Genomic DNA, 13788 nt, shown 5'->3' with positions numbered 1-13788 from the left:
TGAGAACATATAATAAATTCTCAAAAATCCACGATATAACCAGTTCTTTTATCCAAGAGATTTGAAATCATAAACATATGATAGTATGCAACTCTTTTTTAATAGAATTGTACAAAATTAAAAGAAAAGGATGTAAAAAAATGAAATTAAATGAATTGAGAGTGAGCAGGATTTCAAATCAAGTGCTGCAAACCATGCTGTTGCCGGCATATGCAATGGAAACTGCTGCGCCGATTGAAACCATATTAAGTGGACAAGTTCTGGAGCAAGCGGACTCAGCAGTAATCGGACAATATAATTTGCGGACAGTTTTGGATGAAGCAGCACTCGAAACTGCAGCAGCAAATGCAGAAATTGAATGGATGATTGCTGATGGTGTGGAAAATGCAGCTGATGTTGTTTTGAGAAGAGTATTATTAATCAGGACAATAGGATAAAGGTGAAAGGAAGATATGAAAAACGGAAGTATATTTATTGAAAATATCAGCTTAAATGGCATAAAAATCAAGCTGGATGGTACATTTTTTGCCAAGGTAACCATCCCTCTATACGAGATTGGTATCCTTGATCCCAACAAGGTTATTATTGAAGAAACCGATTCAATGGAGTATTTGATCAAAATATTTGCTGATTCTTCAAGCACTAAAACGAAAGCATCAATCTTCGACCTTGAAATTTACAATGAAAATGGGATAAGGATCATTCATATTACTTCACAGCAAATGAACAATTAATAATCAATGAATCCTCCTTTCCCGAGGAAAATAGGTAGCTGCAAAGGGAAGAAACAGACTAATCGCTAAGTGATACTGCTCGATAAAATAGCTTTATCGTTCAGCACATTCATTATTTTTCCTAAAATGGACACCATCATCAGCACTTATTCTACTAAAACGTCTATTATATAGTATGCAGCAAAGAATGGAGGGAAAAGAAATTTTAGAAGAATTATTCAATTTAAAAGATAAAGTTGCCATCGTTACCGGCGGTGGGAGAGGTTTAGGGAAAGAAATGGCGATTGCCTTGGCAGAAGCGGGTGCAAAAGTGGTGGTTTGTTCCAGAAACTTGCCTGCTTGCGAAGAAGTGAAAACATTACTCGAAAACAGTGGTACGGAAGCTCTTGCCGTATCATGTGACATCCAATTAAAGGAAGACATTCAAAAGGTCATCGATCTAACTTTAGAAAAATTTAATCGTATCGATATCTTAATCAATAATAGCGGGACATCCTGGACAGGACCTTTTACGGAAATTCCCGAGGAAAAATGGGACAAGGTCATGGATGTAAATGTAAAGGGAACGTTTTTATTTTCCCAGGAAGCAGCAAAAATTATGATGAAGCAAAAATCCGGAAAGATTATCAATATTGCGTCCGTTTCAGGTTTTGGAGGAACTCCGACTGTTGTAATGAATACGGTTCCTTACAACACGAGCAAAGGAGCGGTCATCACCTTCACCAAAGATTTAGCCGTGAAATTGGCCAGGCATAATATTCAAGTGAATGCAATAGCCCCTGGTTTTTTCCCTACCAAGATCACGCAGGAATTGTTCAAAGAACAGGGCGACCAATTGAAGTACATGATTCCATCAGAACGCTTTGGGCAAGCAGAAGACTTGAAGGGTGCTGCTATTTTCCTTGCATCCAATGCATCCAACTATATCAATGGACACGTTCTTGTCATTGATGGCGGAATCAGGGCGCTGGTATAAATTTAAAGAAAAGGAGAGAAAGGCACATGGTAAGTGCAGATTTTTATGAAAAGCTAAGAGATTTGGGATACATGATGGAACATAAATGCAACAAATGGATTAAATGTAAGTTGAATCACCCTAAACACGTTTGTATCTCAAGTAAAATATTGAAGTTGATCAAATGCTTTATTCATCACGTCATTTGTTTGATACACATCATCATTCGCCATATGAAATGCTGTTGTAAGAAATGGTTGAAATTGATTATTTGGATTTGTTTCAGGCACTTTTTGAAAAGGCTTAAAGAACTGTTGGAAGATTTGAAAGGTCATGATGACCATTGTGGACAGAATTAGACCGATGGGAAGGCTTTCTACAGACACTGGCTGAAACAAAAGAATGGCATCCCAATCACCCGAGGGAATCCATTTGGCGAAAAGGAAAAAGCATACTTTGGCATTACTGGTCGTTTGATAAATCCAAACATACACCAATTTTTTTGTTGTATTCTCATATAAACAAACCATCGATTTTGGATCTTGCACGTGAATATAGTATGGTCATCGGCTTGGTTGAAGAGGGCTATGACGTGTATCTTCTCGATTTCGGTGAGCCCGATGGAGAAGACAAGGATTTGGGGCTGGAGGACTATATTTTCGATTATATCGACCCTGCTATTGATAAAGTACTTCAGCATAGCCAGAGCCGAACACTTTCACTCATGGGATTTTGTTTAGGAGGAACGCTGGCTGCAATCTACGCTGCCTTCAAGCCATACCGCGTTAAAAACTTGATCTTGATGGTGACCCCGATCAATTTCGATGCAATCGATAATTATAGTCAATGGCAAAAAGCATTGAAAAATGATGAAATCAATTTTGAGGAACTGATCAACATGGTCGGAATCATCCCTGCCAATTTCGTAAAAGCAGGAATGCGACTATACACAGCACCAGTCTATTTTTCTCCTTATCTAGCACTGTTGAACAAAGCATATGATCCAGAATACAGAGAATTTTGGTATCGCTTCAATCAATGGACAAATGATCATATCCCCCTGACCGGCGCATTTCTGATTGACATATTGAATGTATTTATCAAAAAAAATTCATTGATCAATGGCAACCTCGTCCTTCGAACTTTCCCGATACAGTTATCCAATATCCATTCGAATATCTATATGTTGAATGCAAAATACGATGAGTTAGTTCCCACTCAATTAAGCTATCCTCTGCTCGAACTTGTATCAAGCCCAGACAAAGTCTTTATAGAAGTTGAAGGGGGCCATGCGAGCATCATCAAAAAAAATATTCCTCCTTCACTCATCGATTGGCTAGAAAAGCGCTCATTATAAAGGGGGAGAGAATATGGCTGATTTATCATTGGAAAATTGTTTACTAGAGGACATTCCATTAGAGTATCACGGTTTTGCGTTTATCGTTTTTAAAGAACAGCTGATGACCTACCTAATTCCCAACAAACAACACTAAACTTAGAAGGGGGTGTACCTTTGGTGCCAGGCACCAGGGGGCAGCCCCTTTTGTGTGTGGTTTTTTTGAAGGGAAGCTGGAATATTGAAGGGACAATGGGAATTAGATGCCCTCACAGTGATAAATCGAGTTGAAGGGAATCAAAATTAGAATCAGATGCCCGTAAGCTAAAAAATAATAGCACAAGCCGCAGAAATAGCAAATCCATTGCCCGAATAAATGGAATATAGTACCATTGAGTTGGAAGGTCAAAATTCAAAATTTTCAATTCTGGGAGGATTCATGGATATTACCATTAAGCCAATCGCATATGTGCAAAATGATCGGAGAGCAGTAGAGGATGATGACTGGGGCTCTGTGGAGTCCATAATTGAATTGTCACCGGAGTATGATGAATCTTCATTAAGGAATATTGAAGACTTTTCGCATCTGGAAATTATTTTTTATTTTAATCAAGTTCCCGACAATAAAATAGAAACAAAAGCGAGGCATCCTCGAAACAATGCAGATTTTCCTCAGGTAGGCATCTTTGCTCAAAGGGGGAAGAATCGGCCGAACAAACTCGGGCTGACAACGGTTCAACTATTGGAACACAGAGAAAGAACTTTGAAGGTGAAAGGACTCGATGCCATTGATGGCACTCCGATCATCGATATTAAACCAGTAATGAAAGAATTCCTTCCTAAAGGAGACATCCATCAACCGGATTGGACCCATGACATCATGAAAAAATATTGGTAGAAGTTTTACTATTATTGTTTATTGATCTCTATTTGTGAAATAAAAGTAGTAAGCTTCTCAATATGGTGTTTTGGGCTAAACCTCTACTGAAAAGGATGGTTTCTCATGAACAAGAAGCAAATAATTGAAAAGAAATCAGCTATTGCACAATGGAGTAGTAGTTTAAAAACAATATCAGAAGAGAATTGGTATCAGTCTTTTAGAGAGGGATCATGGGGAATAGCAGATGTCATTTCCCACTTCATCACATGGGATGAATTCATTATGAAACATCGTTTGGATTACTTGATAAAGGATAAACCGCTGCCGATCTTCCATGTTGACGTTCAAGCTATGAATAAAGAGGCCATGCACTTTGCGAGATCTGGAATCGATAAAGATGATCTTATTGATGAGTTTGTAAAGGTTAGAAAAGAGCTTGTAGCCTTAATCGAAAGCATTCCAGAAGAGAAATTCAATAAAGTTGTATGGATTGGCAAGAGGGAGATGACATTAAGCAATTATTTTGAAGGGTTAATAGAGCATGATGAAAAGCATAAGCAGGAAATAGATGAATCGATTAACTATGTTTACTACCTATGAATAAAGAGATGACTTCATCAAAAAAGCAGTGGAAGAAAACTTCCACTGCTTTTCCATTTATGCCTGAGCTGTGAATAAGTATGTTTCTACAAACTCACAAACTTCTTCTTGACTGACGTACGTCCTTTTGAGCTGCTTTTCTGCGGAAACGATATGGGGATAAAAATCCGCTATCTTTTTTGCTGCATTTAAAGAAATTTCTCCCGTGACAAGATTAATGGCTAATTTTCTGATTCGCGTTTGTTCAGACTGGAAAAGTAGATAAGCAATGCAACTGACTCGATCCATAATCTCCATCCTTTCAAAAATAGCCTCCACATATTATTTCAATATTCTCACTAATTTCTCCTTTTTTTGTAAAAAATAATTTTAAAAATCGAAAAATGACGATATACGAGGGAAAAGCTATGTTATTGAAAGAGATTGCAGGGAAGAAATGGAACCAGCAAGACCCTACTGACGGCGAATGCAGGGGGGCTTGCAACAATTCCACGAAATGGCGGGAATCATAGTTGAGTTTTATTTTACAGCGCTAAAAGAAAAAAACTGTAAACAATATTTTGTCTACAGTCTTTAAGTAAGGCTGTTTTCATAAGGATTGTTGTTAAAATCTTAATGCCGATTTTAACACGAAAATAGATGATTAGCGCGTTAAACATAGGTTCCAGGCTCTTTTCTCGCTGATTGCGCTATTTTATAGGTGAAAAATTGCATATACATCCCTATTTTAATAACTAAAGCAACAAAGTTTGAGAAAAGGGCATTAAATAATTATTTGTTTTTCTTTAAGTCTTGTTGAGTGATCTCACTCCGGATATTTGTTTCTTTTGAGAACTCAGTATCCTGCTTTTTATTGTTCGGATATTTGTTTTGTCTTTCACGATTGTCGTTTTTGTTCGTCACTTTTTCACAGCTCCTTTTTATAGATTCATGATTATTTTTTCAATTTATAATACTTTTATACAGCGAATTTAATCGATTTTGATATCCATCCCTTTTGCTTTCCTTTACGAAAATGGGACACAAGGTATATAATATAAATAACTTATGATAATAAAAAGGAATCCCGATTGCCTTCGGGATCCCTCAACAGCATAGAACTGCAAGAAGTGCAGCGGCTCATCAGAGTCAAAACGAAAAGGAAGTAACCATCCCCCACGCTTGTCGGAGAGCTTACAGGGTGACGGTTACTTCTTTTTTTGCGCAACCGCAATGATTGATACGACCAATGATGCGAAAAGTATCATAATTTGAAGTGTGTCTGAAGCCGAAATCATTAAGCGACCACCCCCTTTCTAAAGGGAGTTGAGCCGCCTTATGCCCTGTCCATGCTGTATGTTTCAATTATACATCAAAATTCAAGCATAATCACCATAAATTGGAACATATGTTCTTTTTATGCTAAATGAGGAATAAAGACTCATATTGGAAGGTAAAGGGAATAGTCAACAAATATTTTCATGCCACCTTACCCTTTAGAACAGAATGTTGCCATTACGATCAAATCGGAATAGTGGCTATCTGATATTTTGATTGCTTTTCGTTTTAGTCCTTCTTCCTCAAAGCCCAATCGTTTATATAATTGAATTGCACTAGTGTTATCAGAAAAGACTTCAAGATTTATTTTCTCAATGATTGGGTTCTGCTCTGCCCATTGAAACAGGGTATTTAATAAAGCAGTGCCGATCCCATGGTTCCGAAATTCCTTTTTCACACTCATACCGAATGATCCAACATGTTTGTTCCTTTGTTTCTTACCATTTTGAAAGTCTAAAAATCCGATCATGCCATCCTTATTCTCTGCGAGTATCGCCATACTTGCTTCCGAAGAGAGAATATCCTGCAGCCACTTCTCTTGTTGACTTTGTGTGGTTTTAAATTCTGTTGACGTCGTCAGCAAAAATGGAGCTTCCTTAAAAATATCCCTGTTGAATTCTAAAATCATCTCTGCGTCAGAAGGCAATGCTGTTCTTACGTTAAAAGGCTTACCCTCTTTGGTTTTGCAGCAATTTCGTATTGTCCCTTTCAATGTCATTCCCCCCAAATCCTAATACATTTCAATCGGACCACAGGCTCATATTGCAAAAATACATTATCAAAGATTTCACATTTTCCTGCCGGGCTTTGCCAATTTCCCAGCAATGGAGACGACGGTTTTTCGCGGCAGGATTCTTGATAGCTGGGCGGTCAAATAATTTCGTTTTCCGTCTACAACAAAGCTCTTTCTTCCTTTCAACGCCTTTAATGCCGTATCGACAACCTGATGGGGAGTCCGAATCTTCCCAAAGGCAACATCACCCGCTGTTTCAAAAAAGTTCGTATCTGTAGCACCTGGACAAAGTGCCAGCACATCGATGCCTTTATCGTGATATTCTTGCCAAATCGCTTCAGAAAATGAAAGAACAAATGCTTTGGTTGCACCGTAGACAGCCATATGGGGGACCGGCTGGAATGAAACGGTCGAAGCCAGATTGATGATTGCTCCTGTTCCTCTTTCTATCATGCCAGGCAAATAGGCGTGTGTAAGATCGACGACTGCATTGACGTTCAGCATTACCTGCCGGTGGTCTTGTTCCGGATCGATATCCGTCAATATTCCACTGAGGGCGAATCCAGCATTATTGATCAACATATCCACTTGGATTCCAAGCGCTTCTGTCATTTCGAAAACCTTTGTTCCTGCATATTCTATGCTCAAGTCATAGGGAAGAACAGTTGCCTCAATTCCATATTGTTTTACTTGGTCTGCAAGAAGATTAAGCTTTTCTTCAGACCTTGCAACCAAAACCAAATTTACATTTTGCTGAGCCAATCGATAGGCAAACTCCTCGCCAATTCCAGATGATGCACCTGTAATTAAAGCTGTCTTTCCCATGAAAATTTCCTCCTTGCATTTTATCAAAGTTTATATGTTTAAGAGTTTGAACGTATGATAATACTAAAATTCCATTCTGTCAATTAAATGGATTGACAACAACATTTTCTTATCTAATCATTAATGAATAGAGAGGGGATATTTCAATGGACTACATTTTTGTAAAAGGGTACCAAGAAAATGAAGAATTGAGGACAAGCTTTAATCATCTTGCTCAGCGTACATTTGGCATCAATTTTGAAAACTGGCATAAAAACGGTTTTTGGACGGAAAAATACATCCCATATTCGTTGGAAAAGGATGGAGAGATTGTCGCCAATGTTTCTGCAAACCTGCTTACATTAATCATCGATGGAAAGGAAATTCCGGCAATCCAGATCGGCACCGTCATGACAGCGCACGAGCATCGAAATAAAGGATTGTCGAAGTGGTTGATGAACAAAGTCATGGAAGATTATGAACATGAAGTTGATATCATATATCTATTTGCCAACAGCTCCGTACTTGATTTTTATCCTAAATTTGGATTCGAACCAATTCAGGAAACACAATTCTTCATACCTTGTTCAGGCGAAACGGGATGTCAGCTTCCATTAAGAAAACTAGATCCAGAAAACAAAAACGATTTAACCTTTATCTATGATTTTGTTTCCAAGCGTGTAACAAATTCCAAAACATTCACTGCAGCACGGACCACAGAACTATTCATGTTTTATTGTATATACGTATTTTCAGATAATATCTATTATCATGAAGAAGATGAGGTTCTTGCTATCGCCAAACAAGAAGAGGAAGAACTACATATCTTTGATCTCGTTTTGAAACAGGAAAAACATCTTCATAATACACTTCAAAAATTAACAACGAGCGAAATAAAAAAAATCGTGTTGCACTTCACACCGATGAAGTCTGCGGACATTCATTATCAAAACAAACCATTCGTTGGAAGTGAAGTGCTATTTGTTAAACATAAAAATAAAATTTCCTTCCCAGCAATTTTCAAACATCCTTTGACTTCCCAAGCTTAAAATTGGAATGTAATAAACTCATCAAACATATGAATTAAAGGTCCAAATGAAAAAGCAAAAGGAATGACAAATTCACCCAAAATTAGTCATTCCCTTTTTGTTTCAGTTTGTCAATTAATGATGAAATAATATTCAAAAAATTTTAAATGAAATTGATTGACATAGGATAAAGGACATGATAATTTAGGAGATAAGAAATGTTCTTTATAAAGAACAGTATAGATTTAATCAAGTAAATCCTTATATAACCAACTTTTTTCTAGAGTTATATTTTTAAATACATATTTTTTTAATCTTTATGTTCTATAATAAGAACGTATTTGTACAGATTACAGAATGTGACTATATAAGACATTGGGGGCCACTCATGAGTGCAATCGCTGGAATCTATCAATTTAATAATCAATCGGTTTCTGTTGAAGATATCAATGCAATGATGGGTGCCCTTAAGCACTTTCCGGCAAATGACATTCGGGTGTGGAACCATCAGCCAAATATGTTCCTTGGCTGCCATGCCCAATGGATCACACCCGAATCCATAGGGGAGGTCGTCCCATACTACGACTATGAGAGACGCCTTGCCATAACGGCAGACGCCATCATCGACAACAGGGAAGAGCTGTTCCAAATGCTTCAGATTCCTAGAGATGAGCAAAAATCGATGCCGGATAGTGAACTGCTCCTTCTTGCTTATCGTAAATGGGGGGAGGAAACGCCAAAACATCTCATCGGCGATTTTGCCTTCATGATCTGGGATGAAAAAGAACAAAAGCTCTTTGGGGCGAGGGACTTTTCGGGAAGCAGGACACTGTACTATTACAAGGACCACCAGCGATTCGCCTTTTGTACGACCATCAAACCGCTGCTGGAGCTGTCGTATGTGGAAAAGCGTTTGAATGAAGAGTGGCTTGCGGAGTTCATTGCCGTGACTCATATGTTTGATACTTATGATTGCCACTCAACTGTTTTTGGAAAAATTATGCAGGTCCCGCCTTCACATTCTTTTTTAATCAAAGAAGGGAAAATGAAGCTGATTCCTTATTCAGCTTCAGCTATCCAAGAAACTCGATTTAAAAAAAATGAGGATTATGTAGAAGCCTTTCAAGAAATATTTTCAAAAGCAGTGAACAGCCGGTTAAGGACCTTTCATCATGTAGGGGCGCAATTAAGCGGTGGATTGGATTCAGGTTCCGTTGCAAGCTTTGCTGCAAAATCATTAAAGCAAGCTGATAAAAGGCTACTTACTTTCAGTTACATTCCAGGACAGGATTTTTCTGATTGGACTCCTTCTTATAGAGTCGCGAATGAACGTCCATATATTCAATCCACAGTCCTTCATAGCAAAAATATGAATAACACAGCATTAGAATTCAAAGGAAAAAGCTCCTACACCGAAATAGACGATTGGCTGGATATTATGGAAATGCCATACAAGTTTTTCGAAAACTCCTTCTGGGTTAAAGGTATTCAAGAAGAGGCCAGCCAAAAGGGGATTGGTATCCTCTTGAATGGAGCAAGGGGGAATCTATCAATATCCTGGGGACCTGCGCTTGATTATTATTCTACACTCCTAAAAGGATTCAAGTGGCTGCGTTTGTATAAGGAAATCAATTTATACAGTAAGAACATTGGGTTTCCAAATAAAAAGCGAATATTGAAGGTTGTATCACAAAAAGCCTTTCCTAAGTTCGGTTCAACTGATTCCTATGAATTTCCTTCCATTATCAACAGTGAGTTTGCCAAAAAGACAGGAGTTTTCACTAAGGTACACAATATTGAAAATGAAATGAAGAAACTTAATTACGTCGAGAATCGTCAGGATCACTTTCAAAATCAATATACGTGGAATACAACTGGCAATTCTAACACGAAACTCTCACTTCGCTATGGCATCTGGAACCGTGATCCTACAAATGATAGGAGAGTCATAGATTACTGTTTATCTGTCCCAGTCAATCAATATGTTCAACATGGAGTCGACCGGGCACTGATCAGAAGGGCAACCGAAAATTATTTGCCTGACAATGTCAGACTCAATCAGTTGACAAGGGGAATTCAAGGGGCAGATTGGCTTCACCGGATCGTTCCTGAGTGGAAGGCAGTCAAGGACGAGCTTAAAGAAATGACAAATAATAAGGAAATGATTAGATATTTTAATATGGACTACATCCGTTCAGAATTGAAAAACTTTCATCCAAGACCGGAGAAAGCTTTTGACTCATCGATAAGAGTCCTTATGAGGACGCTTATCGTATATCGTTTCATCAGCAAATTTCATTGAAAGGAGGTGAGAAAATGAAAAAGATTTGGACTGAACCAGTTTTGGAAGTATTAGATGTAAACATGACAATGGCTGGCCCTGGTAAGGCATATGCAGATTCAACTTATGAGGACTGTGATGAAAAAGGAAATCTTCATTATAGCTAATACATTCATTTTAGGTTAATGACATTGCCCTTATACTTGTCCAGTTGTATGAGGGCTGTTAATTATTTCAAGTTTGTCTGGAGTGTGAGTCATGGAGTGTGGCGAAAAAAAATACTCGTATGAAGCGTTTGGACTTAAAATAATGAGCGACATTAAACTTCCTGAATTGAATAGTCTGCCCGGCCAGGATATAACTGAGGTGAAAATTGAAAGACGAAACTTGAAGGATTATTGGCAAGAGGATTGGAATACCTTGAATCGCATTATGGCAACTGAAAATCATGTAATCTTTCGCATACCAGAATTGGCCGTTTTCAGGATTACAAATGGAAACCATATTATGTTTTTGCCTTTTGAGGGAGCCGATGTTAATAAAATACGGCTATACTTGCTTGGAACATGTATGGGAAGCATTCTCATGCAGCGAAAATTATTGCCCCTCCACGGCAGCGCCGTAGATATAAAGGGGAAAGCATATGCATTTGTTGGAATTCCAGGTGCCGGAAAATCAACATTGGCAACAGCCTTCCTGCAGAAGGGATATAAGCTTTTAACAGATGACGTTATTGCTCTCGCCCTTTCTGATGAAGGTCCTCCAAATGTCATCCCTGCATATCCTCAGCAAAAGCTATGGGATGCAAGCCTGGCAGCATTCGAAATGAATCAAAATCATTATTCCCCACTATTTGAAAGGGAGAAAAAGTTCGCAGTGCCAGTAAAAGGGCAATTTTCTTCAGAGTCAATTCCACTTGCAGGGATCTTTGAATTGAGGAAAACAGATACAAATGCCCTTACTCTGCAATCGATTCAAGGACTGGAAGGGCTGCATATGTTATTTATCCATACGTACCGCAACAGTCTAATACAGCATTTAGGCTTAAGAAGCTGGCATTTTAAAGGGACATCCAACCTATCTTATCATGTTCCATTATATAGAATCGAAAGACCTTCAAACATATTTACAGCCAATGACATATTTTTAACCATCCTAAAGACCATCGAAAAGGAGAATTTCAATGATTACAAAGCCATTAGTAACACTTGATCAAACATTTGTGCAATGTGAAGGGAATATTGTCAGTGCCATGGGGGATGAGAAAGTAATGCTCTGCATTGGCAACGGAAAATATTATAATTTAGGTGAGATGGGCGGACAAATTTGGGATATGCTCGAATCGCCATTAACAGTTTGTCAAATGGTTTCTTCATTGACTGAAATTTATGAGGTTTATCGAGATCAATGTGAAGATCAGGTTATTTCATTTCTTGAATCGTTATTACAAGAAGGCCTTATCCAGGTTAAGTTTGAAAATGACCAAGAAATTTAAAATCTTTTGGAATACTGAATCCATCATCAAGCTGTTGTGGGTAGAAGCGTACTTTTATTTAGCTTTTGCACGGGTATTGAAATTGCTTCCCTTTTCAAAGATCTCTCCTTCACTCGGTACTTATATGGAAGAAACAAGCCACTCCCCAAACGACACTGATCGAAAAATTTTAAGCAAAGTTTCAAATGCAGTAGAAATGATGAGCAAGTATACTTTTTGGGAAAGTCAATGCCTTGTTAAAGCAATTTCAGCGATGAAGATGCTAAAAAGAAGGAATATTGAAAGCACACTATACTTAGGAATGGGCAAAGATGATAATGGAAAGCTCGCTGCCCATGCTTGGCTGAGAAGTGGCCCATATTTTATTACAGGGTCGCAAGGCAAAGAAAAATTTACTGTGGTAGGAATGTTTGCTGGTTTTCTCTCCAATCTATCAAATGAAGGTGAAAAATGTGCCAATAAAGCTAAACGTTTCCCGATTATCAAATGAAATGAACTATTTGCTTAAATTGCTGGAGGACGAATCATCTATTAGCCAAAATCCAATCCCTATAAATGACGACTTTGATTGGGGCGCCTTCATTGATTTAGTTAAACATCATCGATTATATCCACAGCTGTATCCCAAAGTCAAACAGGGACAAACAGTTGTTCCAACATATGTCAGTGAAGGGATAACAAAGCTATATGAGGCGAATATATTTCATATGCTCCATTTAACCAAGGAAATGGAAGCGGTAGGTAAAATCTTTGCTGAAAATGATATTCCAATGCTTCATTTAAAGGGCCCGATGCTGGCAAAAAAGTTATATGGCGACCTTTCGCTTCGAACCTCTGGTGATTTGGATATCCTTATCCCTATCAAGGATTTAGGGATTGCTGAAAAATTACTAGTGGCAGAGGGCTATCGTAAAGATGAATATATTATGACTGTTTTGAATGATTGGAAGTGGAGGCATCATCATTTTACGTACGTTCACCCGCAAAAACAGGTCAAAATAGAGATTCATTGGAGATTGAATCCAGGCCCTGGATTGGAGCCTGCGTTCAAGGAGCTATGGGAAAGGAGAGAGACTGAAGTGATAGGTGGTCTTCCTGTACATACTCTTGGGGTGGAAGATTTATTTGTCTTTCTGATTTCCCATGGCTCAAGACATGGCTGGTCAAGGCTCAGGTGGCTATTGGATATCCATCAAATGCTTAAGCTTCCCATGGACCATCATTTCACGATTCGTCTGCTCCGTAAATTCCATTCAACCCAGCTGGGGGGACAGGCAATGATTCTATCATCTCAATTACTATCCAGTAAAATCCCAAGGGAGTATGATCGAATCTTATGTCATAATAAATCAATGCAATTAGCGGAAGGAACGATTTTTTATTTGGAAAGGATGATCAATCTTCATTCCCTGCCATTGAGCGAAGAAATATCAACCTATCACAAAAAATATATTTTTTCTCTTAAATCTTTTTTTCAAAAAGGACTGTCTTTTTTCAGCTATTTCTACCCATATCCTGAGGATGCATTGGCTATGCCCCTGCCCAAAGTGTTGCATTTGTTATATTTTCCGTTGAGGCCAATGATATGGTTATGGAGGAAGACAAAGAAATCAGCTCTAACATAG

Annotated in this window: 18 protein-coding genes; 14 read left to right on the top strand and 4 right to left on the bottom strand. The window is 38.2% G+C overall.

The features are described from left to right. Positions 1–140 precede the first annotated feature (140 nt). The 7 genes from D9X91_RS08450 (at position 141) to D9X91_RS08420 (ending at position 4505) form a co-directional block, all read left to right on the top strand. The gene (locus D9X91_RS08450) at positions 141–437 is read left to right on the top strand and encodes a hypothetical protein (RefSeq protein ID WP_121680157.1); all 297 of its coding nucleotides are present in this window, start codon (positions 141–143) and stop codon (positions 435–437) included. A 15-nt stretch (positions 438–452) separates the two neighbouring features. After that, positions 453–734 carry a hypothetical protein gene (locus D9X91_RS08445; protein WP_121680156.1) on the top strand — a complete coding sequence of 94 codons (282 nt, stop codon included), beginning with the start codon at positions 453–455 and terminating at the stop codon, positions 732–734. A gap of 187 nt (positions 735–921) precedes the next feature. After that, positions 922–1710: an SDR family oxidoreductase gene (locus D9X91_RS08440; protein ID WP_121680155.1), complete on the top strand. Its 789-nt coding sequence runs from the start codon at positions 922–924 to the stop codon at positions 1708–1710. A gap of 322 nt (positions 1711–2032) precedes the next feature. Further along, complete coding sequence (locus D9X91_RS08430; protein WP_148709057.1) at positions 2033–3046, top strand: alpha/beta fold hydrolase; 1014 nt, start codon at positions 2033–2035, stop codon at positions 3044–3046. A gap of 13 nt (positions 3047–3059) precedes the next feature. Beyond that, positions 3060–3182: a hypothetical protein gene (locus D9X91_RS23020; protein ID WP_267900806.1), complete on the top strand. Its 123-nt coding sequence runs from the start codon at positions 3060–3062 to the stop codon at positions 3180–3182. A gap of 282 nt (positions 3183–3464) precedes the next feature. Beyond that, a complete protein-coding gene (gene tsaA, locus D9X91_RS08425) occupies positions 3465–3923 on the top strand; it encodes a tRNA (N6-threonylcarbamoyladenosine(37)-N6)-methyltransferase TrmO (RefSeq protein ID WP_121680152.1) in 459 nt (152 codons plus the stop codon). Between the two features lie 105 nt (positions 3924–4028). Continuing rightward, positions 4029–4505 carry a DinB family protein gene (locus D9X91_RS08420; RefSeq protein WP_121680151.1) on the top strand — a complete coding sequence of 159 codons (477 nt, stop codon included), beginning with the start codon at positions 4029–4031 and terminating at the stop codon, positions 4503–4505. A gap of 57 nt (positions 4506–4562) precedes the next feature. Here the strand turns inward: D9X91_RS08420 and D9X91_RS08415 are convergent, their stop codons facing one another. The 4 genes from D9X91_RS08415 to D9X91_RS08405 all read right to left on the bottom strand — a co-directional run bounded on the left by D9X91_RS08415 (position 4563) and on the right by D9X91_RS08405 (position 7380). After that, entirely contained in the window at positions 4563–4793 is a 231-nt protein-coding gene (locus tag D9X91_RS08415; protein ID WP_121680150.1) for a hypothetical protein, read from the bottom strand. Positions 4794–5692: 899 nt separating this feature from the next. Further along, positions 5693–5782, bottom strand: coding sequence for a putative holin-like toxin (locus D9X91_RS23130; protein WP_407644179.1), 90 nt, complete (start codon positions 5780–5782; stop codon positions 5693–5695). Between the two features lie 191 nt (positions 5783–5973). Further along, complete coding sequence (locus D9X91_RS08410) at positions 5974–6534, bottom strand: GNAT family N-acetyltransferase (protein ID WP_233569746.1); 561 nt, start codon at positions 6532–6534, stop codon at positions 5974–5976. Positions 6535–6609: 75 nt separating this feature from the next. Next, the gene (locus tag D9X91_RS08405) at positions 6610–7380 is read right to left on the bottom strand and encodes an SDR family NAD(P)-dependent oxidoreductase (protein WP_121680148.1); all 771 of its coding nucleotides are present in this window, start codon (positions 7378–7380) and stop codon (positions 6610–6612) included. A 146-nt stretch (positions 7381–7526) separates the two neighbouring features. Between D9X91_RS08405 and D9X91_RS08400 the strand changes: the two genes are divergently transcribed. The 7 genes from D9X91_RS08400 to D9X91_RS08370 all read left to right on the top strand — a co-directional run bounded on the left by D9X91_RS08400 (position 7527) and on the right by D9X91_RS08370 (position 13788). Further along, the gene (locus D9X91_RS08400; protein WP_121680147.1) at positions 7527–8408 is read left to right on the top strand and encodes a GNAT family N-acetyltransferase; all 882 of its coding nucleotides are present in this window, start codon (positions 7527–7529) and stop codon (positions 8406–8408) included. Positions 8409–8775: 367 nt separating this feature from the next. Beyond that, positions 8776–10689, top strand: a complete 1914-nt coding sequence (locus D9X91_RS08395) for an asparagine synthase-related protein (RefSeq protein ID WP_121680146.1) — start codon at positions 8776–8778, stop codon at positions 10687–10689. Positions 10690–10703: 14 nt separating this feature from the next. Then, a complete protein-coding gene (locus D9X91_RS08390) occupies positions 10704–10835 on the top strand; it encodes a paeninodin family lasso peptide (RefSeq protein ID WP_121680145.1) in 132 nt (43 codons plus the stop codon). 91 nt (positions 10836–10926) lie between these two features. Continuing rightward, complete coding sequence (locus tag D9X91_RS08385) at positions 10927–11880, top strand: phosphoenolpyruvate carboxykinase (ATP) (protein WP_121680144.1); 954 nt, start codon at positions 10927–10929, stop codon at positions 11878–11880. Further along, entirely contained in the window at positions 11852–12163 is a 312-nt protein-coding gene (locus tag D9X91_RS08380; RefSeq protein WP_121680143.1) for a lasso peptide biosynthesis PqqD family chaperone, read from the top strand. The genes D9X91_RS08385 and D9X91_RS08380 overlap by 29 nt, the downstream gene beginning before the upstream one ends. Further along, on the top strand, positions 12141–12653 hold the full coding sequence (locus D9X91_RS08375; protein WP_407644182.1) for a lasso peptide biosynthesis B2 protein: 513 nt from the start codon (positions 12141–12143) through the stop codon (positions 12651–12653). The genes D9X91_RS08380 and D9X91_RS08375 overlap by 23 nt, the downstream gene beginning before the upstream one ends. Next, complete coding sequence (locus D9X91_RS08370) at positions 12616–13788, top strand: nucleotidyltransferase domain-containing protein (RefSeq protein WP_233569745.1); 1173 nt, start codon at positions 12616–12618, stop codon at positions 13786–13788. Before D9X91_RS08375 ends, D9X91_RS08370 begins: the two co-directional genes overlap by 38 nt.

The organism is Falsibacillus albus, from assembly GCF_003668575.1.
GTDB lineage: Bacteria > Bacillota > Bacilli > Bacillales > DSM-25281 > Falsibacillus > Falsibacillus albus.
The sequence above is the reverse complement of the archived record's forward strand: the minus strand, read 5'-3'. Positions and strand labels throughout refer to the sequence as shown.

Coding starts and splice junctions, on each gene's coding strand:
- D9X91_RS08450 (WP_121680157.1), top strand. CDS start 141: ATGAAATTAAATGAATTGAGAGTGAGCAGGATTTCAAATCAAGTGCTG.
- D9X91_RS08445 (WP_121680156.1), top strand. CDS start 453: ATGAAAAACGGAAGTATATTTATTGAAAATATCAGCTTAAATGGCATA.
- D9X91_RS08440 (WP_121680155.1), top strand. CDS start 922: ATGGAGGGAAAAGAAATTTTAGAAGAATTATTCAATTTAAAAGATAAA.
- D9X91_RS23020 (WP_267900806.1), top strand. CDS start 3,060: ATGGCTGATTTATCATTGGAAAATTGTTTACTAGAGGACATTCCATTA.
- tsaA (WP_121680152.1), top strand. CDS start 3,465: ATGGATATTACCATTAAGCCAATCGCATATGTGCAAAATGATCGGAGA.
- D9X91_RS08420 (WP_121680151.1), top strand. CDS start 4,029: ATGAACAAGAAGCAAATAATTGAAAAGAAATCAGCTATTGCACAATGG.
- D9X91_RS08415 (WP_121680150.1), bottom strand. CDS start 4,793: ATGGATCGAGTCAGTTGCATTGCTTATCTACTTTTCCAGTCTGAACAA.
- D9X91_RS23130 (WP_407644179.1), bottom strand. CDS start 5,782: ATGATTTCGGCTTCAGACACACTTCAAATTATGATACTTTTCGCATCA.
- D9X91_RS08405 (WP_121680148.1), bottom strand. CDS start 7,380: ATGGGAAAGACAGCTTTAATTACAGGTGCATCATCTGGAATTGGCGAG.
- D9X91_RS08400 (WP_121680147.1), top strand. CDS start 7,527: ATGGACTACATTTTTGTAAAAGGGTACCAAGAAAATGAAGAATTGAGG.
- D9X91_RS08395 (WP_121680146.1), top strand. CDS start 8,776: ATGAGTGCAATCGCTGGAATCTATCAATTTAATAATCAATCGGTTTCT.
- D9X91_RS08390 (WP_121680145.1), top strand. CDS start 10,704: ATGAAAAAGATTTGGACTGAACCAGTTTTGGAAGTATTAGATGTAAAC.
- D9X91_RS08385 (WP_121680144.1), top strand. CDS start 10,927: ATGGAGTGTGGCGAAAAAAAATACTCGTATGAAGCGTTTGGACTTAAA.
- D9X91_RS08380 (WP_121680143.1), top strand. CDS start 11,852: ATGATTACAAAGCCATTAGTAACACTTGATCAAACATTTGTGCAATGT.